Raw genomic sequence first — 23536 nt, forward strand, 5'->3', positions numbered from 1 at the left:
CGCGCGGTGCGCGTCGAACAAGGTCGCAGGCGAAGGGCGCGGCGAACGAAGCCATGCAGCGCGGCTGCCGCCATCGGCACTACGCGCAGGCGCGCCCGCCCTGTCCGCTCACGTCCTCGATCAGCGCCCGCAGCCGGTCGAGTCCCGCCTCGATGCGTTCGCGATCGAGCGCGCTGCACGACAGCCGCAGCTGCCGCTCGCCGCCGGGGCCGTCGTGGAAATAGCGCATCGGCGTCCACAGCACGCCGTGACGCCGCGCCGAGTATTCGAGCAGCGCGTCGTCGGCCTCGAACGGCACCGTCACCACCGCGAAGAAGCCGCCGCCCGGCGTGTTCCAGCGAATCCCGTCGTGCGTCGCGAAGCGGCGCTGCAGGCCGTCGAGCAGGTCGCGCAGGTTGTCGCGATAGATGCCGATCTCCTGCTCGTTGGCGCGGCGCAGGCTGCAGTCGTGCTCCAGCAGCTTGCCGGCCACCACCGCCTGCGCGACCGGCGAGGTATTGACCGTCAGCATGCTCTTGAGCTTCGACAGTTCGTCGGCGAGCAGCCCGCGCGCGCCGTTCGCGCCCACCACGGTCTGGTCCGCCACCACGAAGCCGATCCGCGCGCCGGGGAACGCGCTCTTCGCGAGCGATTCGATATAGAGCACGCGGCGCCCGGTGTCGAGCGCCTTCAGTGTCGGGCGGCGCGCGTCGGGGTCGCCGAACAGGCCGTAGGGGTTGTCCTCGAGCAGCCAGAAGTTCTCGCGCGCGGCGGCCTGCAGCAGCCGGTGGCGGTCGTCCACGCCGAGCGACACGCCCGACGGGTTCGAGAAGTCCGGCACGATGTAGAGCGCGCGCGGGCGATGGCCGGCCGCGCGCGCGGCGTGCAGCTGGGTGGCGAGATCGTCGAAATCGATGCCGGCGCGGCCGGCCGAGACCGGATAGACAGGCACGCCGAGCATCCGCGCGGCGCCCGTCAGGCCCACGTAGGTCGGCGAGATCGCCAGCACCGCGTCGCGCGGGCCGGCCGTCAGCGCGCGCAGCGCGAGGAACATCGCCTCCTGCGCGCCGACCGTGACGACGATGCTGTCCGGGTCCACCTCGATCGCCTCGTCGACGGCCAGGTGGCGCGCCAGCAGCTCGTGGATCACGCCCTTGGTGCGGCCGTACTGGAACAGCTGCCGCGTGATCTGCGCCTCGTCCAGCCCGCGCTCGTCGCGCAACCAGGCGCGATAGCGGTCGAGATAGCGATGCAGCAGCGCCGCGTCGAACGCCACCTCGGTCGGGCGTCCCGGTGCGAACGAGATCGCGTCGGGAAAGCGGTTCGTGACCTCGTTGAGGAAGTTCATCGACAGCAGCGACGCATCGTCGAGCGACGGATGCAGGTCGCGCGCGTGGATCTCGCCGGCCTCGATACGCACGGCGCCGTTCATGCCGCCGCTCCCGACCAGATCACCGGGCACACGTCAGGGTCCGCGTAGTCGGGCTCGCCCGTGCCGGTGCGGCGCACCACGGCGTCGTGGTTGTACTGGTAGACGCTGCCGTCGCTGAGCGGGTAGCCGCGCCAATGGTTCGCGCCGTCCTGCAGATGCAGCGACACCGCGCGGCGCGGCTGGTCCCCGCGATTCGCGCCGCTGCCGTGATAGATGCGGCAATGATGGAAGTTCACGTGGCCCTGCGGGATCACCACCGGCACCTTGCGCACCACGTCGCCGTTGAACTCGGCGTTGCGGCTCAGCATCTCCTCCAGCGTCGCGCGATCGCGCTTCGCGAAGTGGCGCACCACGCTGTCGTCGGTCGGCAGCTCCCGCCAGCGGTGGCTGCCGTCGATCATGGTGATGGTGCCCATCCGCTCGTCGCAATGATGGAACGGGATGAACGCGGTCAGCATCTGCTCCGACGAGCAGCTCGACCAGTAGTGGCGATCGAAGTGCCACGGCACCACGTTGCTCGGCTCGTCGGGCTTCGGCGGCTTGCGGATCAGCGTCGACTGGAACAGCCGGATGTCGTCGACGCCAGCCAGGCGCGCGGCCACCGCGCCGATCAGCGGCTTGGTCAGCAGGCGGCGGAACGCATCGAACTCGTAATGGACGTAGTCGTTGTGGCGCTGCACGTCGCCGTCCTCGGGGCGCCAGTAGGCGATCTTCGGCGGCACCACCGGCAGCCCGCGGTCGCGCTCGCCGGCGTAATAGCGCTCGGCCGCGGCCTCGAACGCGGCGACCTCCTCCTCGGTATAGAGCGGCGCGCTCGACAGCCACCAGCCGTGCTGCTGGTAGAAGCGGACGTCGTCGTCGGTCGGCAGCAGGGCGCGGTCGGCCTCGGACAGCGCGAAGGCGTGAACGGTGGACATGACGGATTCTCTCGGAATGGCGGGTGGAAAGGCTCTCGTGGAATGGCTGTCCTGCAGTGCGGGCCTCAGGACGAGGCGGTCGCGCTGGTGGCCTCGGCTTCGGCCGCCACCGCGCGATAGAGCGCCGCGATGTTGCCGCTGCCGAAGGTGCGCGCCGCGCGCCGCTCGATCAGCTCGAAGAACAGCGTGCGCCGCGCGTGCGTGGTCTCGGTGAAGATCTGCAGCAGCTGGCCGTCGTCGTCGCGGTCCGCGAGGATATGAAGCCGGCGCATCGCCGCCACCTCGTCGGCGTCGAGCGAGAGGCGCGCCGGCAGCATGTCGTAGTAGGCGCCCGGCGTATGCAGGAACGACACGCCGGCGCGCTGCAGCGCGTCCACCGCCTCGACGATGTCGTCGGTCAGAAACGCGATGTGCTGGATGCCGGCGCCGCCGTGCCGTTCGAGGAAGTCGGCGATCTGGCCGCCGGCGGTGCCGGCCGACGGCTCGATCAGCGTCAGCGTCAGGCCGCCGCCGTCGCTCTGCACGACGCGCGAATCCATCGCCTGCGAGCCCACCTCGGTGCGCTCGCCGAAGATCGTGCGCAGGCCGAGCGCGTTCTCGTAGAAACCCACGGTGGGCAGCAGCGCGCCGTGCGGCAGGCACACCGCGAAATGATCGATCTCGCGCAGGCCGCCGCCCGGCGCCGCGCCGAACGGGTCGCGCTGGTCCGGCAGCGGCTGGAAGCCGGACGGCAGCATGCCGGGCCGCGGCGCGCGCTCGTGCAACTGGTGCGTGAGGTCGCCGAACGCGGCGAGCGTGGCGCTGCGCCGGCCGTCCTGCGCGACGAACGGCGCGGTCAGCACACGCGCGCCGCCCGCCACCGCGCGCCGGTAGCAGGCATCGACGTCGTCGACGGCGAGCGCGAGGCTGGCCACGCCGTCGCCGTGGGCATGCACGTAGTCATGCGCGGGATGACGTGCGTCGAGCGCCGAGGTCAATACCAGCGCGACGCCGTTCAGCCGCAACAGCAGCGAATAGGCGGTGCCGGCCAGACCTCCCTGCACGCGCCACCCGGCCGGGCGGAATCCATAAGCGGCGATCCATTCGGACGCCGATTTCCAGGCATCCGAGACGAACAGCTCCACGTAGTCGAGACACAAGTTGTCATTCATCACAGGTTCGAACGAAAGGATTAGCTGGCTGAATTTGAGCACAATTGAAAATTACCCGCTCGATAATTTTCGAATTGAATTAATAGATTTGCCACCGAATCGTGTTCAGATTCGCACGTGATTTATTTTGTTATTAAAAATCACCGACCATGCATTTTTTTATCGCATTACCCACCATGAAATGCACCAACAAAATGCTATTTTTTTGAATCGATTATCAATTTGGTGCATACATGCGAATCGATATCGGGAACCATCGCGGCGCGTGGTGTCCGAAGCGGGTTGTGCGACGTCGTGTATGTCGATACGAAGCCGGCGCCGTTGCGGCGCGGACACGGTGCCGGGCTTTGAAGGCTCGCCCGGCGGCGGATTCGGTGGGGAATGCCGCGCGTGATGCCGGCCGCCCCGCCGCCGGCACTCAGGCCGGCCCGGCCCCGGATTTCCCGTGGTATTGCGCGCCGTCGATACGGCTCGATACGCTGATATTCCCGGGCGGATGTTCGTGAATGATCACGTTGATGATCTTTGGGTCCGAGCCGATCGCGTCATGCGTCACCTCGATGATTTCGCGCAGTAATTGCTCACGGCGCTCGCGCGTCAGGCCCTGCTTGATATGACATTCGATAAAAGGCATGGTCGGATTTCCTTCAATGATGGCGCCGGCATCCAGCCTTATTCGAGTCGTTCGAGCAGCGCGCGATCGTTGGCCGCGCCCTCGACATAATCGGGCAGATGCTCGCCGTGTTCGACGAAATTGATGCCGCGGCCTTCGCGGATCACCAGAAAGATATCGTGGCGGGTTTCGCCGGTTGCCGCACCGACCACGCGCATCAACCCCTGCGCGAGTTTGCGTTTCTGCTCGTCGGTGCGGCCGGTGCGCATGTCGCACGAGATGAGGGCCATGATCGTCTCCTGACTGGTTTGCAATTCTGATGAATGGACGACGCACGATGGCGTCACTGGATCCCGGGATGAGTCGCCGGATAGGTCGGCGCGCGATGCACGCGCGCCATGAGCCGCATCAGCTCGGCGATCGGGCGGTGTTCGAGATCGCCGACCACGCCGATGATCTCGTCGCGCAGGTCCGGTTCCGCATAGGGCTCGGCGAGCCAGTGGAATTTCTCCACGGTGCGCGCCCAGCTGAGCGGGTTGTCGAGGCCGCCCTCGAAGCCGACGTGCTGCTTCGACAGCGTGCGGCCGTCGCGGCAGCGGATCGTTACGCGCGTGTCGAGCGCCTGTGGATACCGGGCGCTGAAGGTCGCATCGGGCCGCACCGTGACGCGCGCGAGCAGGCGCTGCGCGTCGTCGGCGAGAATCCGTTCGGGTTCGAGCTGCGCCGGCCCCACGCGGCCGTCGAGCAGCGCCACCGCGATCAGGTACTTGAGGTTGTAGTCGGCCTGCTCCTTGGTGCGCGGCCGGTCCTTCGCGCCGAACCCGCCGCCGCCCGCGATCTCGTAGCCGCTCTGGAATATCTCGCATTCCACGGCTTCCACGTCCTCCGCGCGAATCGCGTGGGCGCGCCGCAGCGCCAGCGTGGCTTCCAGCACCGGCTGCCCGTGGATCAGCGAGCAGTATTTCTTCATCACGGTCTGGTGGACGACGTCGAGCCGCGGGTCGGCCCAGTCCACCTCGACCGGCTGCGCGAACATGCGCTCGAGGCCGTTCGGTCCTTCGAACAGACGCAGCGGCCCCGTGAAGCCGCGCTTCGCGAGCGAGGCGACATAGATCGCGCGCATCCCGGTGATGCCGGGCGAGAAGCCCTTCCATTGCGAAACCGGTTCGGCATGGACGCAGGCGAGCGAGACGTTGTCGACCGCGGCGATCGCGATCGCGTGCGCGAGCTGCTGCGCCGTCAGGCCGAGCAGCTTGCCTGCGCCCGCCGCCGCCGAGATCGCCAGCTGGATCGCGTGATTGAAGCCCTGCTCCATCACCGGCACCACGGCCGTGATGCGCGCCTGGATCTCGTAAGCCACCGCGAGCGCGAGCAGGAACGCTTCACCGCTCGCGCCGGCATGCTCGGCCGCGGCCAGCACGGTGCCGACGTTGTCGCCCGGATGGCAGAGGCCGCCCGGCGACATGTAGCTGTCGAGCAGATCGACGTAGCGCACCAGGCCCGAGTTGTAGAGCGCCGCCTGATCGGGCGAGGCGCGGCCGCCGCCGATCAGCGTGCAGCTGCCGCCGGCGCCGCGATATTCGTCGAACTGCTCGCGCAGCGCGGCGAACGGCGGGCCCGGCAGCGCCGCCATCGCGCAGCCGAGGCTGTCGAGGACGTTGTGCCTGAACCGCGTGCGCGCCTCGGCGGACAGATGCTCGGCACGCGCGGCATGGGCGAATTCGCCGATGCGTTGAACGATCGTGGGTTGATCCATTGTCTTTCGTCTCCTGCAGCCGTTTCCATCACGTTCGCACTGAACGCCGGACACGACAAACGAAAGATCGGGATAGGGATATCAGGCCGGGAGATAGCCGAGGCGGCACGCGGGCGCGCCGCCGGGCCTGGCATCGCGCGCGCGCCGGTGAGCGGACGGCGATGGCACCGGGCCGCCCGGGAAGGACGATGCCCGGCGATGGCGGGCGCGTCAGCCGCCGCCGTTCATGCCGCTGCCGCGCGCGCCGTTCGGGCTGGCGGCGTCGTTGCGATGCATCGGCGGCTGCATCGGCGCGTGCTGCATCGCGCCGCCGGTGCGGCCCGCCGACATGTCGGTCTTGTTCGGATAGTGCGGATCCTCGCCGCGTGCGCCCGGCGCGGTCGTGGCGCGCGCCTGCTGGGCCATGTCGGGCGGCGTGGACGGCGGCGTCTGCGCGGACGCGGTCGTGCCGAGCGCGGCGAACAACGTGATCGAGGCAGCGGCCGTGGTGGCGATGAGGCGAACGGGTAGCGTCATGAAGGAGCTCCATGGAGTGACTGGGACACCACGTTCCGCAAGCGCCGTGCCGCGATCGCACGCGGCGTGGGATCGGGCGGCGGCAAGCGCGCCGCCCGATCCGGCCGCCGCCCGCCGCGGCAGGCGGCGCCTGTTCTCTACGCTGCCGGCGCGAAGCCCACGCGGGCCGGCTGCACGCTTGCAGATCGCTGCGCCGGCGTGGGCGGTTTTGACAAGCCGTGCAAAAAGTGCAGACGGACGGAGGGAAGTCCGTGACGATTCACGCGAGCGTCTCTCAGGCGTCACGAACGGGCGCATGCCGCGTGTCAGCCGCCGGCATCGGCCGGTGCCGCCTCGCGATGCGGCGCGCTGCCGTGTCCTGCATCGCGTGCCGCGACCGCGGCCGCCTCGTGCGCCGCTGAACGCGGCACCCGGCGCATCCGCCAGCGCGCATACGCGGCCGTCACGAGCGGCGCGAGCAGCGAGGTGACGATCGTCGAGGCCGCGATCTGCGGCGTAGCCACGGCCACCAGCGAGCCGAGGCGCGGATCGACGGCCGCGATCGCGGTCGGCGTGGCCACGGCGTTGCCGGCCGTGGTCGCGGCCGCCATGCCGCCCACTCCGGTGCCGCCCGCGAGCCGCGAGGCCAGCACGTTGAAGCAGGCGCCGGCGGCCAGCGTGATGAGGCCGAGCACGATGCCCGACAGCCCCGCGCCGAGGATCGCGTGCAGGTTGATCTGCGCGCCCAGGCCGAACGCGAAGAACGGGATCAGCAGGTCGCCGCCCGACTTGAGGAACCTGCGCATGTCCTCGTCGAGGTTGCCGAGTACCATGCCGATCACGATCGGCAGCACGGTGGCCACCAGATCCAGCACCGGGATCCGCGCGAGGCCGGACAGCCCCAGCGCGACCATCGTCACGAACGGGCCTTCGAGGATCGACAGCACCGCCAGCGCGCCGCGATCGACCTCGTCGCCGAACTGGCGCGTGAGCGCCGCGTAGAGGCCCATGTTGGCGTTCGTGACGGCCGCGATGACGGACATCCCCGAGAGCCCGAGGAAGCCCTGCGGGCCGCACAGCTTGCTGACCAGCAGGCCGATCAGCACCCCGCTCACGAGCTTGGCCAGCGTGATCGCCGCGCCGTTTTTGAGCGCGCGCGGCGCCGTGCGCAGCTGGATCTCGGCGCCCATGCAGACGAAGAACACCGCGAGGATCGGCAGCGCGCCGTGCGCGAGCTGCGTCGAGAAACTGCCGATGCCGAGCACCTTCGGCGCGAAAGTATTGAGGATGCTGCCCCAGAGCAGGGGGATCACCATCATGCCGCCGGGGAAGCGTTCGATGGCCTTCTTGATGTTCATGTCGAGTCTCCTGCCGGATCGGGCGCGTGGCGCGCCTCGCCGGTATTGGTATTGCCGCCTGGGTTGCCGCCCGCACGAATGCCGGGGGCGACGATACGTTGTCGGACCGCCGCCGATGCATCACCGATGCCCGGCGAGCCGACGCCACGCCGCGCGCTACACGCGCGACGCGGATTCGAAACGCGTTGCGATGCGTGGCGCGCGGGCACCGCCGCGCGCCGCCGCCGTCACATCTGCGCGCCGATCATCCAGGGCACGAATTCCTCGTTGCCCACGCCGAGCGCCTCGCTCTTGCTCTTGCCGCCCGAGGCCACCTCCACGATCATGCGGAAGATCTCCTCGCCCTTCTGCTCGACCGTCGCCGTGCCTTCCATGATCTCGCCGCAGTTGATGTCCATGTCGTCCACCATGCGCGCGTACATCGTCGAGTTGGTCGCGACCTTGATCGACGGCGCCGGCTTCGCGCCGAAGCACGAGCCGCGGCCGGTGGTGAACACCACCAGGTTCGCGCCGCTCGCGATCTGGCCGGTCGCGCCCATCGGGTCGTAGCCCGGCGCGTCCATGAACACCAGGCCGTTCGTGTCGACCGGCTCCGCGTAGCGGTATACGCCCATCAGCGGCGACGACCCGCTCTTGGCCACCGCGCCGAGCGATTTCTCGAGGATCGTGGTGAGGCCGCCCGCCTTGTTGCCCGGTGTCGGGTTGTTGTCGATGCTGCCCTTCTCGCGCTCGGCGTAGGCTTCCCACCAGTGGATCCGCTCGACGATCTTCTCGCCCACTTCGCGGCTCACCGCGCGGCGCGTGAGCAGATGCTCGGCGCCGTAGATCTCGGGTGTCTCGGTCAGGATCGCGGTGCCGCCGTGGCGCACCAGCAGGTCCACCGCCGCGCCGAGCGCCGGGTTGGCCGTGATGCCCGAATAGCCGTCCGAGCCGCCGCACTGCAGCGCGATGCTGATGTGCGAGACCGGCAGCGGCTCGCGCTGCGCCTGGTTCGCGATCGGCAGCATCGCCTGCACGGCCGCGATCGCCGCGTCCACCGTCTTCTGCGTGCCGCCCTGCTCCTGCATCACGAGCGGCACCAGCAGCGGGCCCGGCTCCACGCCTTCGGCCACGAACATCGCGCCCATCTGGTTCGCCTCGCAGCCGAGGCCGATGATCACCACGCCGGCGAAGTTCGGATGCCTGACGTAGCCGCCGATCGTGCGGCGCAGTTGCTGGATGCCTTCGCCGTTGTGATCGATGCAGCAGCCGAAGCTGTGCGTGATCGGCACGATGCCGTCCACGTTCGGGAACGCGTCGAGCGCGCCCGGCGCGCTGAAGTGCTGCGAGACCAGCTTGGTGACCGTGGCCGAGCAGTTCACCGTGCTGATCACGCCGATGTAGTTGCGCGTCGCCACGCGGCCGTCGGCGCGGCGAAAGCCGTTGAACGCGAGCGGCGCGGCGGCCGGCACCACCTCGCGGCGGTCCTCGCCGAACGCGTAGTCGCGATTGAAGTCGCCGATCGACAGGTTGTGGACGTGGACGTGTTCGCCCGCGCGGATCGGCTGCGTGGCGAAGCCGATGATCTGGCCGTAGCGGCGCACCGGCGCGCCCTGCGCCACGTCGCGGCAGGCGATCTTGTGGGCGGGCGGAATCTCGGCGGCGGCGACAAGATCGCCGAATTCGGCGAGAATCGTTCCGGCGGCAATCGCGCCGCGGGCGATCAGCACGTCGTCGTTGTCGTGCAGCTTGATGGCGAGCGTGGCTTGGCTCATGTCGGTTCCTCTGTATGTAGGGTCGGGCTGCCGGGCCGCGCCAGTCGTGTGGTTCCTTGCTTGCGCTTGCCGGGCACACGCATCATGCGACCGGCGCGAAGCCGGGCGCAAATTGGTCAGGCCACTTTTTTTGGGCGGGCCGGGAAGAGAGCGGATGGTGGAAAGTCGGACGAGAAACACCAGCGCGCTGGCCAGCACGGTCAGGCGCATCGAGACGGGCATCACGGAGGGACAGTGGCGCGCCAACGAGCGGCTGCCGTCGGAGCGCGCGCTGGCCGAGGCGTTCGGCGTATCGCGCGCGACCATCCGCGAGGCGATCGCGCGGCTCGCGAGCAAGGGGCTGCTGGAGACGCGGCGCGGCAGCGGCGTCTACCTGCTCGGCGCGAAGCCGGCCGCGCTCGCCGCGCCGTGGCTGCAGCTGATCAGCGAGACGCCGCCGCTACGCTCGGAGACGCTGGAATTCCGGCTCGTGTTCGAATGCGCGGCGGCGCGCTTCGCGGCGCAGCGCTCGTCGCAGCGCGAGCTGGAGAAGTTCGAGGCGATCCTCGAACGCATGCAGGCCGCCGTGCGCGACGCCGACGTCGATGAAGAAGCCGCCACCGACGGCGAGTTCCACGCCACGCTCACGGCCGCCTCGCACAACCGCCTGCTCGATCAGTTCTACGCGAGCGTGATCACGATGCTGCGCGAACACATCGCGAGCAATACCTACGACGCCACCGTCAACAACGCGAACGCCGCGATCCAGGCGCGCGATCGCCTGCATCAGCACGAGGGCATCTATCGCGCGATCCGCGACCGCGATCCGGACGCGGCGCAGCAGGCGATGTTCGTGCATATCGATTACGTGGGGCGGCAGTTCAACGTGTAGCGCGTTGGCGGTCCGATCGCAGGCGCGGCCCGAACCCGATGCCCCACGCCCGATCGATCGTCAATACAAGCCCAGCACCCGCGCCCGCAAGCGGATCAACCCGAGCAGCGCATCGGTAAACGGCGTCGGCACCTTCACGATCGCGCCCAGCTCGCGCACGCTCGCCACCAGCGCGTCGATCTCCACCGGCTTGCCCGCCTCCACGTCCTGCAGCATCGAGGTGCGCATCGCGCCGAGCTTCGCGGTGACGGCATGGCGCTCCTGCGGGTCCTGCTCGACCGGAATGCCGATCTCGCGACCGATCGCGGCGGCCTCGTTCATCACGCGAGTCGCGAAGCCGCGCACGAGTTCGTCGTCGAGCACGCGGTCGGTGGTGGCGCCCGTCAGCGCGCTGATCGGGTTCATCGTCATGTTGCCCCACAGCTTGAACCAGATGTCGCGCTGGATGCGCGGCGACAGCTCGACCTCGAAGCCGGCCGCCGTCAGCGCCTCGGCGATGTGCCGCGTGCGCTCGCGCGGCTCGCCCGCCGCCTCGCCCACGATCAGGCGCCGGCCCTGATGATGGCGCACCACGCCCGGCGCCGGCTGCTGGCAGCTCGCATGCACCACGCAGCCGATCGTGTTCGCGGCGGGAATCGCGGCCGCGATCGCCCCCGAGCGGTCGACCGACACGAGCCGCGTGTCGGCCAGCGCGGGGCCGAGCCCGGCGCAGAACCACCACGGCACGCCGTTCATCGCCGTCAGCACCGCCGTGTGCTCGCCGATCAGCGGGCCGACGCGCGCGGCCACGTCGGCCATCGCGGGCGCCTTCACCGCGATCACGACCAGTTCCTGCGGGCCGAGCGCGGCCGGGTCGTCGCTGGCGGTGACGGGCACGGCCTGCGTGGCGCCCTGCTCGATCAGCGTGAGCCCGTCGCGACGCAGCGCGTCGAACGCGGCGCCGCGCGCGACCACCGAGACCGCGTGGCCCGCCAGCGCGAGCCGCGCGCCGATCCAGCCGCCGATCGCGCCGGCGCCGTAGATGGTGACCTTCATTGCCTGTCTGCTCCTGTCAAGGGTCGATCGGCATCGCGGTAGCCGGCCGCGCGGTTGGGCAGCGCATCGATCGGCGCGCCTCGATTCGTGTCGCCACCGGCCTCGCGCGAGACACGCGCGAGACACGCGCGAGTCAGGCGCGTGGCTGCGCTGGATGCGGGACGGCTTCCCATGGCCCCCCTTTCCATGGCACCCCATCGACGAAAAAGCCGCCCGAAGGCGGTTCGCTGAAAAAGCGTATCACGCGCCGTTGTCAGTTAAAATTCGACCTCTTTTCGCGGCACGCCCGACCCCCATGCCAACACCACGCAAAGAAAAAATCCATTTCCTCGAGGGCTTGCGCGGCGCGGGCGCGATGGCGGTGATGGCCGGCCATCTGATCGGTGCCTTCTTTCCGGCAGCCGCCTTCGGCACCTCGGACAACGTTCACACCGCCGCCGACCTCCCTTTATACAATCTGCCCGTCCTGCATGTTTTTTTTGACGGCGGCTTCGCGGTACTGATTTTCTTCGTGCTCAGCGGCTACGTCCTCACTCTGAGCCCGGCCAGGTGGAAAACCAGCGCGGTCAAAAGGTTTCCGCGCCTGATGATCCCCGCCTTCGCCTCGGTGATGCTCGCCTATGTCCTGATCAAGTCAGGGTTCATGTTCAATCAGGAAGTCGCGCCGCTGTCGAAATCGATATGGCTCGGCTATTTCTACAAGCAGCCCGCCGACTTCCTGTCAGCCCTGCATGAGGCCGTGATCGGTGCCGTTCTGCTCGGGCACGCGACGTACAACTCCAGCCTTTGGACGATGGCGTTCGAATTCTATGGCGCGCTGCTCTGCATCGCGCTCGCCGTCATGTGCGAGCCGCTGCGACGCTGGAGAACAGCCATTTACCTTGGCGCGGCGCTGATTGCCGTGGCGAATCTGGGCACGCCGGGGATCTACTACGCCGCCATGATTTTCGGCCTGATCCTTACCGAGTTCAAAAAAGGCAAGACCTGGCACCCCGCGATCATTTTTTGCCTGATCGTTGCCGCCCTCATGCTCGGCGGCCTCAACGACGGGCATTTCTACCACGCGCTGGCGGTGCGAAAAATCGAGATCAACGGGATGACACTGGACAACGTCGTGCTCTCGAAGTGCGTGGGCGCCGTTGCGTTGGTGGCGGCGCTGCTGCGAAGCACAATGCTTCAGGCCATGTTGTCGGGACGTGCCTTCAGGTTTCTGGGGAAAGTCTCGTTCTCGGTCTATTTGATCCATGTTCCGATCATCTGCAGCCTCGGATGCTGGATTTTCGCTTCGCTGCACGGACACGTTGCATACCTCGTGGCGGCCTCGAGTTCGATTCTGGCGTGCGTGATCACGACGATGGCGGTCTCGGTTGTCTATGAGCGCTACATTGATCGCGCCAGCATCTCGATCGCGGCCAGGTTGTCGTCCTGCCTGCTCAGAGATTCACGAGACAACATCCTCTCGGGCCAGCCAAATCGGCCGGCGGCCGACAGATGATCCGGGCGGCAGCGAGCGGCCCGCCCCCTACAGCACCTCGAACCCCATCTGCGCGTGATCCCCGAGCAGAAACGCCTGATTGATCTCCGCGGCGCGGCGCAGGAAATTCCATAGCGCCGAGATGCGCCGCAGCCCGCGAATGTCCTCGCGGCAGCAAAGCCAGAAATGCCGGATCAGCGACACCTCGTCGGGCAGCACGGCCACGAGGCGCGGGTCCGGCTCGGCCATGAAGCACGGCAGGATCGCGAGCGCCGTGCCCTGCAGCGCGGCGTGATACTGCGCGACGATGCTGGTGGTCGACAGGTTCGAATGCGCGCCCGGGATCACGCGCTCCAGATACAGCAGCTCCGGGCTGAACACGAGATCGTTCACGTAGTTCAGGAACACGTGCTCGCGCAATTCGGCCAGGCGCGCCGACACCGGGTGCCGCGCCAGGTACTCGCGCGTCCCGTACAGCCGCAGCCGGTAATCGCAGAGCTTGGTATGCACGTACTGGCCGCGCTCGGGCCGCTCCAGCAGGATCGCGATGTCGGCCTCGCGCTTGGACAGGCTGACGAAGTGCGGCACCGGCAGCAGGTCGATCGAGATCTCCGGATGGGCGTGCGAGAAATGCGCGAGCTGCGACGCGAGGAAGAACGACCCGAACCCTTCGGTCGAGCCGATCCGCACATGCCCCGACAGCAGGTCGGCGCTGCCCTTGAACTGCTCGCTGGCCGACTGCACGGCGCTCTCGATCCGGTCGGCATAGGCGAGCAGGCGCTGCCCCTCGGCCGTCAGCGCGAAGCCCCCCGCGCGCGATTTCTCGAACAGCACGGTATCGAGCGACGCCTCCAGTTCGCGCACGCGGCGCGCCACAGTGGTGTGATCGCAGCCGAGCCGCTTCGCGGCGGCGCTCGCCGTCTGCAAGCGCGCCACCGCAAGGAAATACCGCAGGTCGTCCCAGTTGATCCGATGTGCCTCGCTTGTGGATTTTTGCATAACGGATGGGCGTTTAGCGTTATTTCGTGTGGAAAATCAAAGAACTATACTCGGCGTGACGTTGCGATCAAGAGCAGCGCGCCATGGGGATTCCCCTCAGTGGACAACAAGACCGGAGACAACATGGACCTTCAATCATCGGCCGCCGCGATGCCGCGGGCCACGCACAAGTCACGCAGGGACTACGTCGTGGCCGGCTGGGCAAGCATGGCCGGCACCACCATCGAGTGGTACGACTTCTTCCTCTACGGCACCGCCGCCGCGCTCGTCTTCAACAAGGTGTTCTTCCCCACGCTCGATCCCGTGCTCGGCACGCTGGCCGCGTTCGCGACCTACGGCGTGGGCTTCGTCGGGCGGCCGATGGGCGGCCTCGTGTTCGGCCACTTCGGCGACCGCATCGGCCGCAAGTCGATGCTGATGGCGACGCTGCTGATGATGGGCATCCCGAGCATGGCGATCGGCCTGATCCCGTCGTTCCAGAGTATCGGCTACTGGGCCGCGGGGCTGCTGGTGGCGATGCGCTTCATCCAGGGCATGGCGGTGGGCGGCGAATGGGGCGGCGCCGCGCTGATGGCGGTGGAACATGCGCCGCCCGGCAAGAAGGGCCTGTTCGGCAGCTTTCCGCAGACCGGCGTGGGCTTTGGCTTGATCCTCTCGTCGAGCGCGATGGCGGTGGTCGCGAACCTGCCCGAGCCGGCACTGCTGTCGTGGGGCTGGCGCGTGCCGTTCCTCGCCAGCGTCGCGCTACTGATGATCGGCTGGTACATCCGCACGCGCGTGCCGGAATCGCCCGACTTCGAACAGCTGAAGCAGGACGGCGCGCGCGTGAAGTCGCCGGTGGCGGCCGTGATCGTCCACCATCGCCGCGCGCTGCTCGCCATCATCGGCGCGCGCACGGCCGAGAACACCTGGTTCTATCTGGTGGTCGCGTTCGCGCTGTCCTACGCGGCCAACCAGTTGAAGATCCCGAAGGCGGCGATCCTGCACGCGATCACGGCCGGCGCCGCGCTGTCGCTGTTCACGATGCCGCTGGCCGGCTACCTCAGCGACTACATCGGCCAGAAGCGGCTGTTCATGATCGGCCTGGTGGTGATGTGCCTGTTCTCGGCGCCGTTCTTCTCGATGCTGGAAACGCGGCACGCCATGCTGGTCTGGTGGGCGATGGTGCTCGGCGTGGGCGTGGTGTTCCCGATCCTCTACGCGCCGGAATCGCAGTTCTTCGCCGCGCAGTTCCCGGCACAGGTGCGCTACAGCGGCATCTCGGTGTCGGTCCAGATGGCCGGCGTGCTCGGCGGCGGCATCGCGCCGATGATCGCCACCGCGCTACTGGCGGCGGGCGGCGGCCAACCGCGCTACGTGGTGGCCTACATGGTCGCGCTCGGCATCATCGCGCTGCTGTGTGCCGCGTGCCTGCGCGACGGCAGGGAACCGCGCCAGGCGGCCTGACCCGCGACGCCGGCCGGCGCGCAGGAAGCGCGGGCCGGCCTTCCCCCTCATTCAATCCGGCGTGCAGGGCCACGCCAATTCAACCAGAGAGTCAAGCATGAACGCAGTCATTCAGGATAACGTAGCAACCGTTGCCAAGGTTCCGCTGCTGATCGACGGCGAATTCGTCGAGTCGAGCACGAGCGAGTGGCGCGACATCGTCAATCCCGCCACGCAGGAGGTGCTCGCGCGCGTGCCGTTCGCCACCGTCGACGAGGTCGACGCGGCCGCCCGCGCCGCGCACGCGGCGTTCGCGAAGTGGAAGACCACCCCGATCGGCGCGCGCATGCGCATCATGCTCAAGTACCAGGAGCTGATCCGCGCGAACCAGACCCGCATCGCGGCCGTGCTGACCGCCGAACAGGGCAAGACGCTGCCCGACGCCGAGGGCGACATCTTCCGCGGGCTCGAAGTGGTCGAGCATGCCTGCTCGATCGGCACGCTCCAGCTCGGCGAGTTCGCCGAGAACGTGGCCGGCAGCGTCGACACCTACACGCTGCGCCAGCCGCTCGGCGTGTGCGCCGGCATCACGCCGTTCAACTTCCCCGCCATGATCCCGCTCTGGATGTTCCCGATGGCGCTGGTCTGCGGCAACACCTTCGTGCTGAAGCCGTCCGAGCAGGATCCGCTCTCCACCATGGAACTGGTCAAGCTCGCGATCGAGGCCGGCGTGCCGAAGGGCGTGCTCAACGTGGTCCACGGCGGCAAGCAGGTGGTGGACGCGATCTGCACGCATCCGCTCGTCAAGGCGATCTCGTTCGTCGGCTCGACCGCCGTGGGCACCCACGTGTACCGGCTCGGCAGCGAGCACGGCAAGCGCGTGCAGTCGATGATGGGTGCGAAGAACCACGCGGTGGTGCTGCCCGACGCGAACCGCGAGCAGACCCTCAACGCGCTGGCCGGCGCCGGCTTCGGCGCGGCCGGCCAGCGCTGCATGGCCACCTCGGCGGTGGTGCTGGTGGGCGCCGCGCGCGAGTGGCTGCCGGATCTCGTCGCCAAGGCCAGGACGCTGAAGGTGAACGCGGGCGTGGAGGCCGGCACCGACGTCGGCCCGCTGGTCTCGAAGGCCGCCAGGGCGCGCGTGCTGTCGCTGATCGAGGAAGGCATCGCGGCCGGCGCGACGCTCGCGCTGGACGGCCGCGACGTGACGGTGGCGGGCTACGAGCACGGCAACTTCGTCGGCCCGACCATCTTCAGCGACGTCACCACCGACATGTCGATCTACACGCAGGAGATCTTCGGGCCGGTGCTGGTGGTGCTGACGGCGGCCACGCTCGACGAGGCGATCGCGCTCGTCAACGCGAACCCGTTCGGCAACGGCGTGGGGCTGTTCACGCAGAGCGGCGCGGCGGCGCGCAAGTTCCAGAGCGAGATCGACATCGGCCAGGTCGGCATCAACATCCCGATCCCGGTGCCGGTGCCGTACTTCAGCTTCACCGGCTCGCGCGGCTCGAAGCTCGGCGACCTCGGCCCCTACGGCAAGCAGGTGGTGCAGTTCTACACCCAGACCAAGACCGTGACGGCGCGCTGGTTCGACGACGCGACCGTCAACGACGGCGTGAACACCACCATCAGCCTGCGCTGAGCCACGCGACGAGGACAGCACATCATGAAGATCGGATTCATCGGGCTCGGCAACATGGGCGCGCCGATGGCGCTCAACCTGCTGAAGGCGGGGCACGCGCTGCGCGTGTTCGACCTCGACGCGGCCGCGCTGCGCACGCTGGCCGACGCCGGGGCGAGCGTGGCGCGTTCGCCGAAGGACGCGGCGAACGACGCCGAGCGCGTGATCACGATGCTGCCGGCCGCCGCCCACGTGCGGCACGTGCTGACGGGCGACGACGGCGTGCTGGCCGGCCTCGCGCCGGGCGCGATCGTGATCGATTGCAGCACCATCGATCCGGCCACGGTGAAGGCCATGGCCGAGGTTGCCGAGGCACACGGCAACCGCTTCGTGGATGCGCCCGTCTCGGGCGGCACGGGCGGCGCGGCGGCCGGCACGCTGACCTTCATGGTCGGCGCCGCGCAACCGCTGTTCGAGACCATCGAGCCGCTGCTGCGCGCGATGGGCAGCAACGTCGTGCGTTGCGGCGAGGTCTCGACGGGCCAGGTGGCGAAGATCTGCAACAACCTGATCCTCGGCATCACCATGGCCGGCGTGTCGGAGGCGATGGCGCTGGGCGAGGCGCTCGGCATCGACCCGAAGGTGCTGGGCGGAATCGTCTCGCATTCGACCGGGCGCTGCTGGAGCGCGGACACCTACAACCCGTTCCCGGGCGTGATCGAGACCGCGCCGGCCTCGCGCGGCTACACCGGCGGCTTCGGCACCGACCTGATGCTGAAGGATCTCGGCCTCGCCACCGACGCGGCGAAGTCGGTCCGGCAGCCGGCCTACCTCGGCGCGCTCGCGCAGCAGCTGTACCAGGCGCTCAGCGCGAACGGCGGCGGCGGGCTGGATTTCTCGTCCGTGATCGGGCTGTATCGCGCGAAGTCGCGCGTGGCGGGCTGACGAGGCACGCGGCGCTGCCGGTATGCCGGCCGCGCCGCGGCTTACTTGTCGAGGCTTACTTGTCGAGGCCGAGCAGGGAGTCGCGGTCCTCGGCCGGCAGCGCCTCGAGCCAGCCGGCTTCGCCGCCCGGCTGCGGCAGCACCCGGCCGTACTCGGCCATCTGGGCCGGCGGCAGCTCCGCGAGATAGACCCAGACGTGGCGCCTGCCGGTGTTCGCCGCGCCGGCGACGACCTCGACGAGGTCCTCCAGCAGGCGGCTTTTCTGTTCGGCCGTGCGTCCGGCGCGAATCGTGCCGTGGACGTAGATGGGGTCCGCATCGTGGACGCGCCCACCGAGGAAATGATCGTCGGCCGCGATCCACTGGAAGATCACCTGCGCGAAGAAACCTTGCGCGCCGGTGGCACCGCTATGCGCCTGCGTGATGCCGCGCGCGATCCTCTCCTTCTCTTCCTGGCTGAAACGGCCTTCGGCGGCGGACACGACATAGGTCGGCATGGCGTTCTCTCCGTCAAGCGGATGCGGGTTCGCTTCGGTTGCCGCCCCATCTTATGGGCCGGGCGTGGCCCGAACCAGAAAGGGTTAACCCGCCGCCGGCTTGCGGCTTCGACCCCGGGGGCACGTCAGTCCCGCTCGTCCTCGTCATCGTTCCCGCGCGGGCCATCCTCGTCGTCGTAGTCATCCTCGGGCGGCTCCTCGCCCTCGACGTCGGGGCTGAACGTCACGTCGTCGGCGTCCCAGTCCACTTCCACGTCGTCGAGGAAGTCCTCGGCGTCGCTGTCGTCGGTCACGTCGTCGGGCAGGTCCAGCGAGATGGTGGCCATCACGTCGCCGTCGAGCGTGATCTCGTGCTCGCTGTTCTCGTCGTTCGAGTCGATGTAATGGACCGTCACGTTGGCGCGCCCGGTCACCTCGATGCTGCTGTCGGGCGAGTCGCCCGGCGTGAAGTCGAGTTCGGTGACGGTCGCATCGGTGATCGTGGCAGGCGGATCCCAGTTCACGTCGCGATGGTCGAGATCGGTTTCCTGACCGATCAGCCGATCGCGGATACCGTCCTCGATCTGCGCCACGAATTCAGGATCGTTGAAAAGCCCTTGCAGGAACGCGCTCATGTTTCCCTCGATGTTCGGCGGTTGAATTTCCGGCGAGGCAGCATACCATTGCGCCGTGGCATCGCGCAGGCGGGCGGTCCCGCCGCCCGCCGCGGGGTGCGCCCGTCAATAAGACGGCTTCAGGTTGATCGCCGTGTTCTTCGCGAAGGTCGCGCTGGTCGACCACAGCTGCCACTTGCGCTGGATCTCCGAGGCCGAATCGGTCGACACGTTCGGCCGCGCCGGCCAGTAGGTCGGGTCGTACCAGCCCCAGTAGTTCGGCGCCACGCCGTTCACGGCCTTGTAGGCCCACGAGGTCCAGCTCAGCCCGGCGTTGTCGTAGGCCGTGATGCTGTGCTGCCACGCGGCGGCGCCGCCCTGGAACGCGTTGAATTCGCCGATGTAGCCAGGCACGTTCCAGGAGGCGTGGTTGGCGAAGTCGGTGGCCTGGCGGTCCGCGCCCGCGTCGATCACCGACGCGTTGCCGTTCGCGTTCCACTGGTACTCGTGCATCTCGTAGACGACGTTGGTCCAGCCGTACTGTGAAGGCGGGGGCAGCATGTCCCAGTTCCAGTTGCCGAACGTGCCCTCGATGAAGATCATGTGATCGGGGTCGGCGCTGCGGATGCTGGTATAGAGCTTCGCATACGCGCTCCATACCGCCGCCGTGTCCGGCGCGCCGGTCGGCTCGTTGATCAGGTCGTAGCCGGCCACGGTCGCGTTGCCCTTGAAGTGGTTCGCGATCTGCCACCACATCCAGGCGGTGTCGGACTGGTACTCGCTGTTGCTCCAGAACTGGTTGACGTTGGCGCGGCCGGTGTCGGGGTCGGTGCCCTGCCCGCCGATCACGCCATGCATGTCGAAGATCACGTAGATGCCGTTCGCGGCCGCGTTGGCGACGAGCTGGTCGAGTTCCGCGAACGCGTCGCTGCGCCAGCCCGGAATGGTGGGGTTGGTCAGGTCGAAGAACTGCCCCCACCAGAGCGGCACGCGCACCGTGTTGAAGCCGCCCGCCTTGATGTTGGCGAAGTCCTGCGCCTGGATCCAGGTGTCCTGGTAGGCCTTCATCAGCACGCGTTCCTCGGCCACGCCATACGAGGCGTCGAGCTGCGTCATCACGCTGTAGGTGTCGGTCAGGCTGCCGGCGTCCATCGGCGACATGTAGCTCTCCATCACGAACCAGCCGCCCAGGTTCACGCCGCGCAGCGCCACGCTCTTTCCGCTCGCATCGACGATCTGCCGGCCGCTCGCGCGCAGCATCGACAGGGCCTGCGCATCGGCGCTCGCGGCGGCCGTCATGACGCCGGCGGCGATGGCGGCGATGATCGGGGCGCGGCGCAGGCGCCCCCATGCGGACCTGCTGGTCGTGGCGTGCTTCGTCGTGTCGTTCGTTGCCCTGTTGTTCGTTGTGTCGTTCGTTGTCATCGGACTGTCTCGTCTCACGCCCGACACCGCGCCTCGGCCCGAGGCCGCGCCGGGCTGGTTGGATACGAGACCGGCACGCGCGTATCCGCCGGCCCTCGGCCCGCCCGGATCATGCCGCCACCGGCCCTGCGTGATGCGAACCGCGTGCTACCCGCCCCTCTCACCGCGCATGCCGCCCGTCACGCGCAACGGCCACGTCGAATCGCCCTCGCTTCGCCGGCCACGAACCGTTCCGGAAACCGTTATCGTTCGCCGCGATCGTTTCGCGTTCGGGCAGCATCGGCGTGCCGCGTCGATACCGATCAGTATTCCTTACAAATTACTCGACAGCAGCACACCGACCTGGCATGCACGATGTGGGAACACGGTAACACGGCGGCGCCTCGCCCGTATCCGGCACGGCGTGCCGACTTCGCTTACGTCCCGGAAAATCCCGACAGACGCGCGCCGCTCAGCGCGTGACGACGCTGAATTCGTTACCGCGCCCCTCGCTGATCGGGATCGGCTGCGAGAGGTAGCCGTTCGCGGGATCGCGGACATAGGCCAGATACGGGTTGTCATGCTCGAAGGCGTTTTCGGCCAGCACCAGTGCGCCGCTTTTCAGGTGCGGCTCGAGCAGCTTCAGCACCGGCAGGTAAAGGCTGAACGCTCCGTCGAGCAGCACCAGGTCGATCTCGCCGTCGAGGTCGGCCAGCGTCTCGCGCGCGTCGCCCACCCGGATCTCGACCAGATCGGCAAGCCCCGCCGCCTCGAGGTTGGCCCGCGCGCGCGCCGCCTTGCCGGGCTCCAGTTCGGTGCCGATCAGCCGGCCGCCGCCCATGTCGCGCAGCGCCGAGGCGAGGTGGATCGTGGAGATGCCCATCGAGGTGCCGAACTCGACGATCCGCGTGGCCTGTCGCGCACGCGCGCATTGGTAGAGGAAGCGGCCGTATTCGGGCGCCACGTTCAGGAAATTGTCGGCGTAGCCGTGATAGAAGCCTCGCAGGTCGCGCGCCTCGCCGGCGAAATGCTCGGCGATGATCTCGGCCATCAGCTGCTCGGGCTGCTCGGCCTGCATGAACGACTCCATCAGCGGCCGGTCGGCCTGCTCCGCCTCCGTGAACAGCCGTTGCAGGGTTTGCGCCACGCGGCCGGTACTCAGTGAATCCATGGTGTCGTCGACTCCGGAAAATGCGGCGCGGGGAAGTCCGCTTGCCGCCGTTCCGGCATGGTAGGGATTCATCGCGCTGGCCACATTGGGTAAGATTGCCAGAATATTCGGATTTCCTGCCAACCTGCGTTCGGGCTCGCCGCCCCGGCGCGCCACCGGCCCGCCTCGCCACCATGCCCGTCCTGACCGACCTGCAGCAGCCCATCGAATGGCTCGACCCCGATCTCGTGCCGCGTCCCGTGGTGACCTTCGGCGCCTCCGGCATCGTGATGGCCGATCTCGACCGGCAGAATCCGGACCGCCAGGAGATGCACTTCCATCGCCATAAAAAAGGCCAGTTCGTGCTGCTGCTGCGCGGCGTGCTGACCGGCGAGGTGGAGGGCAGCCTCTGGATGGTGCCGCCGCAGAGCGCGATCTGGGTGCCGGGCGGCGTGCTGCACAAGATGGCCACCGCCGGCACGGTGGAGTGCTACGTCGCCTTCATCGACGGCGCCGCCGCCGCGGGCCTGCCGCCGGCCTGCTGTGCGGTGTCCGCCACGCCGCTGTTGCGCGAGCTGGTGATCCGCGCCGCCAGCCTGCCGCTGCTCTATGCCGAGGGCGGCGTGGAATCGCGGCTCGTCACGCTGCTGCTCGACGAACTCGCGGCGGCGCCCACCGACAAGCTGCATCTGCCGATGCCGGCCGACGCGCGGCTGCGCCGGATCGTCGACGCGATCATGGCCGAGCCGGCCGAACGCGGCACCATCGCCACCTGGGCGAAACGCGTGGGGCTCAGCGAACGCACGCTGGCGCGCCTGCTCGCGCGCGAGACCGGCATGAGCTTCGGCCAGTGGCGCCGCCAGCTGCACCTGATGCTGGCCGTGAAGTGGCTCAGCACCGGTACGCCGGTGCAGGAGGTGGCCGACGGGCTCGGCTACGAGAGCGCGGGCAGCTTCGTGACGATGTTTCGCAAGGCGCTCGGCACGTCGCCGGGGAAATACGCGGCGGGGGAGCGGGTTTGAGCGCGGGCGCGGAACGGCGGTAGCGGGCGGCAGCGCGCCGGGTTGGCCTGAGGCGGCTGCCGCCGGGCGCGGGCGGGCGCATCCGGGCGGGTGCCGATCGCCCGATGGCGGTGGCCGGCCGGCGGCGCGCCGGCAACTTTTCGCATGCATGGCTGTAACCGGCACGGCCCGCGCAGCGAACTGACCGTTCGGACCCATTCTGCCGCCCGAGCGCCCCACCATGTCCCTTCATTTCTCATGCACGATGTGCGGCCGCTGCTGCCACGACCTGCGCCTGCCGCTGTCCGTCGACGAAGCCATCATCTGGCTCGCGCGCGGCGGCGAGGTGCAGCTGTTCAGCGACGCGATCCCGTGGCCCGAGGAGCCGCCGCCCGACAACGCGCTGGCGCAGCACAAGCGGCGCCGCTCGTTCGCGGCGCACTGCGGAACGCTGCCGGTGCGCGTGTCCGTGACGCTGGTGGCGTCGTTCGCGGGGCCGTGCCCGCATCTGCGCGCGGACATGGCCTGCGGGGCCTACGAGCTGCGCCCGCGCGTGTGCCGGATCTATCCGGCCGAGGTCAGCCCGGCGCTGGTGCTCGATCCCGCCTCGAAGGCCTGCCCGCCGGAAGCGTGGTCGCCGGACCGCCCGCCGCTGATCGCCGGCGGCCAGCTGGTGGACGCGCAGACGGCCGAACTGATCGCGCAGTCGCGCGAAGCCGATGCGCGCGACCGGCTCGCCAAGGCCTATCTCTACGCCCAGCTCGGCTACGACACCACCGCGCTCGCCAACGAAGGCTTCGCGATCCACTCGCCGGGGCGCGACCAGCTCGCCGCCGCGCTCGAGGCGGCGCGGCTCGCCGCCGCCTACAGCGACCATCACGAACCCGCCTCGCCCTACCCGTGGCACCTCATCACGAACCGTCATGCGACGCTCGCCACGCTGCAGTCGATCGACGCGTCGGCGCGGCTCGCCGATGCGTCGCCGGCCGCCGACGCGCCCGCCTATCTCGGCTTCTTCGAGGCCGACACACCGGGCTGAATCGGCCGGCCGGACCGGCGAACGA

Annotated in this window: 22 protein-coding genes; 7 read left to right on the top strand and 15 right to left on the bottom strand. The window is 68.7% G+C overall.

Annotated features, from left to right (window positions below):
* Nucleotides 1-79: 79 nt before the first annotated feature.
* The 9 genes from BpN12_RS09600 to BpN12_RS09640 all read right to left on the bottom strand — a co-directional run bounded on the left by BpN12_RS09600 (nt 80) and on the right by BpN12_RS09640 (nt 9455).
* On the bottom strand, nt 80-1411 hold the full coding sequence (locus BpN12_RS09600; RefSeq protein ID WP_246792249.1) for an aminotransferase-like domain-containing protein: 1332 nt from the start codon (nt 1409-1411) through the stop codon (nt 80-82).
* The gene (locus BpN12_RS09605; RefSeq protein ID WP_246792250.1) at nt 1408-2328 is read right to left on the bottom strand and encodes a phytanoyl-CoA dioxygenase family protein; all 921 of its coding nucleotides are present in this window, start codon (nt 2326-2328) and stop codon (nt 1408-1410) included. Before BpN12_RS09605 ends, BpN12_RS09600 begins: the two co-directional genes overlap by 4 nt.
* A 65-nt stretch (nt 2329-2393) precedes the next feature.
* A complete protein-coding gene (gene hppD, locus BpN12_RS09610; RefSeq protein WP_246792251.1) occupies nt 2394-3479 on the bottom strand; it encodes a 4-hydroxyphenylpyruvate dioxygenase in 1086 nt (361 codons plus the stop codon).
* A 418-nt stretch (nt 3480-3897) separates the two neighbouring features.
* Entirely contained in the window at nt 3898-4113 is a 216-nt protein-coding gene (locus BpN12_RS09615) for a tautomerase family protein (RefSeq protein ID WP_246792252.1), read from the bottom strand.
* 38 nt (nt 4114-4151) lie between these two features.
* Nucleotides 4152-4382 (bottom strand): tautomerase family protein, encoded by a 231-nt coding sequence (locus tag BpN12_RS09620; RefSeq protein WP_246792255.1) that lies wholly within the window; start codon nt 4380-4382, stop codon nt 4152-4154.
* A 53-nt stretch (nt 4383-4435) separates the two neighbouring features.
* A complete protein-coding gene (locus BpN12_RS09625) occupies nt 4436-5848 on the bottom strand; it encodes an MmgE/PrpD family protein (protein WP_246792256.1) in 1413 nt (470 codons plus the stop codon).
* Between the two features lie 210 nt (nt 5849-6058).
* Nucleotides 6059-6364, bottom strand: a complete 306-nt coding sequence (locus BpN12_RS09630; RefSeq protein ID WP_246792257.1) for a hypothetical protein — start codon at nt 6362-6364, stop codon at nt 6059-6061.
* 305 nt (nt 6365-6669) lie between these two features.
* The gene (locus BpN12_RS09635) at nt 6670-7701 is read right to left on the bottom strand and encodes a 2-keto-3-deoxygluconate permease (protein ID WP_246792258.1); all 1032 of its coding nucleotides are present in this window, start codon (nt 7699-7701) and stop codon (nt 6670-6672) included.
* A 227-nt stretch (nt 7702-7928) separates the two neighbouring features.
* The gene (locus BpN12_RS09640) at nt 7929-9455 is read right to left on the bottom strand and encodes a UxaA family hydrolase (protein ID WP_246792259.1); all 1527 of its coding nucleotides are present in this window, start codon (nt 9453-9455) and stop codon (nt 7929-7931) included.
* A 154-nt stretch (nt 9456-9609) separates the two neighbouring features.
* Between BpN12_RS09640 and BpN12_RS09645 the strand changes: the two genes are divergently transcribed.
* Entirely contained in the window at nt 9610-10326 is a 717-nt protein-coding gene (locus BpN12_RS09645; protein ID WP_246792261.1) for a FadR/GntR family transcriptional regulator, read from the top strand.
* Between the two features lie 60 nt (nt 10327-10386).
* Here BpN12_RS09645 and BpN12_RS09650 read toward each other — a convergent pair whose 3' ends face one another.
* On the bottom strand, nt 10387-11361 hold the full coding sequence (locus tag BpN12_RS09650) for a 2-dehydropantoate 2-reductase (RefSeq protein WP_246792263.1): 975 nt from the start codon (nt 11359-11361) through the stop codon (nt 10387-10389).
* 154 nt (nt 11362-11515) lie between these two features.
* Here BpN12_RS09650 and BpN12_RS09655 point away from each other — a divergent pair, with 154 nt between their 5' ends.
* On the top strand, nt 11516-12856 hold the full coding sequence (locus BpN12_RS09655) for an acyltransferase family protein (RefSeq protein WP_246792265.1): 1341 nt from the start codon (nt 11516-11518) through the stop codon (nt 12854-12856).
* A gap of 27 nt (nt 12857-12883) precedes the next feature.
* Here the strand turns inward: BpN12_RS09655 and BpN12_RS09660 are convergent, their stop codons facing one another.
* A complete protein-coding gene (locus tag BpN12_RS09660) occupies nt 12884-13834 on the bottom strand; it encodes a LysR family transcriptional regulator (protein WP_246792267.1) in 951 nt (316 codons plus the stop codon).
* A gap of 123 nt (nt 13835-13957) precedes the next feature.
* Between BpN12_RS09660 and BpN12_RS09665 the strand changes: the two genes are divergently transcribed.
* The 3 genes from BpN12_RS09665 (at nt 13958) to mmsB (ending at nt 17828) form a co-directional block, all read left to right on the top strand.
* Nucleotides 13958-15280: an MFS transporter gene (locus BpN12_RS09665; protein WP_246792268.1), complete on the top strand. Its 1323-nt coding sequence runs from the start codon at nt 13958-13960 to the stop codon at nt 15278-15280.
* 97 nt (nt 15281-15377) lie between these two features.
* Nucleotides 15378-16904, top strand: coding sequence for a CoA-acylating methylmalonate-semialdehyde dehydrogenase (locus BpN12_RS09670; protein WP_246792270.1), 1527 nt, complete (start codon nt 15378-15380; stop codon nt 16902-16904).
* Between the two features lie 24 nt (nt 16905-16928).
* Nucleotides 16929-17828 (top strand): 3-hydroxyisobutyrate dehydrogenase, encoded by a 900-nt coding sequence (mmsB, locus tag BpN12_RS09675; protein WP_246792272.1) that lies wholly within the window; start codon nt 16929-16931, stop codon nt 17826-17828.
* Nucleotides 17829-17883: 55 nt separating this feature from the next.
* On the opposite strand, the gene BpN12_RS09680 is transcribed toward mmsB, so the two are convergent.
* The 4 genes from BpN12_RS09680 to BpN12_RS09695 form a co-directional block, all read right to left on the bottom strand.
* Nucleotides 17884-18324, bottom strand: coding sequence for a tautomerase family protein (locus tag BpN12_RS09680; RefSeq protein ID WP_246792273.1), 441 nt, complete (start codon nt 18322-18324; stop codon nt 17884-17886).
* Between the two features lie 125 nt (nt 18325-18449).
* The gene (locus BpN12_RS09685) at nt 18450-18938 is read right to left on the bottom strand and encodes a hypothetical protein (RefSeq protein WP_246792274.1); all 489 of its coding nucleotides are present in this window, start codon (nt 18936-18938) and stop codon (nt 18450-18452) included.
* A gap of 105 nt (nt 18939-19043) precedes the next feature.
* A complete protein-coding gene (locus tag BpN12_RS09690; RefSeq protein WP_246792275.1) occupies nt 19044-20342 on the bottom strand; it encodes a glycoside hydrolase family 5 protein in 1299 nt (432 codons plus the stop codon).
* 451 nt (nt 20343-20793) lie between these two features.
* Nucleotides 20794-21492 carry an O-methyltransferase gene (locus BpN12_RS09695; protein WP_246792276.1) on the bottom strand — a complete coding sequence of 233 codons (699 nt, stop codon included), beginning with the start codon at nt 21490-21492 and terminating at the stop codon, nt 20794-20796.
* 173 nt (nt 21493-21665) lie between these two features.
* Between BpN12_RS09695 and BpN12_RS09700 the strand changes: the two genes are divergently transcribed.
* Complete coding sequence (locus tag BpN12_RS09700) at nt 21666-22493, top strand: AraC family transcriptional regulator (protein WP_246792277.1); 828 nt, start codon at nt 21666-21668, stop codon at nt 22491-22493.
* 220 nt (nt 22494-22713) lie between these two features.
* The gene (locus tag BpN12_RS09705) at nt 22714-23511 is read left to right on the top strand and encodes a YkgJ family cysteine cluster protein (protein ID WP_246792278.1); all 798 of its coding nucleotides are present in this window, start codon (nt 22714-22716) and stop codon (nt 23509-23511) included.
* The last annotated feature ends 25 nt before the right edge of the window (nt 23512-23536 follow it).

Origin of the sequence: Burkholderia perseverans (assembly GCF_022870505.1) — a bacterium.
Taxonomy (GTDB): domain Bacteria; phylum Pseudomonadota; class Gammaproteobacteria; order Burkholderiales; family Burkholderiaceae; genus Burkholderia; species Burkholderia plantarii.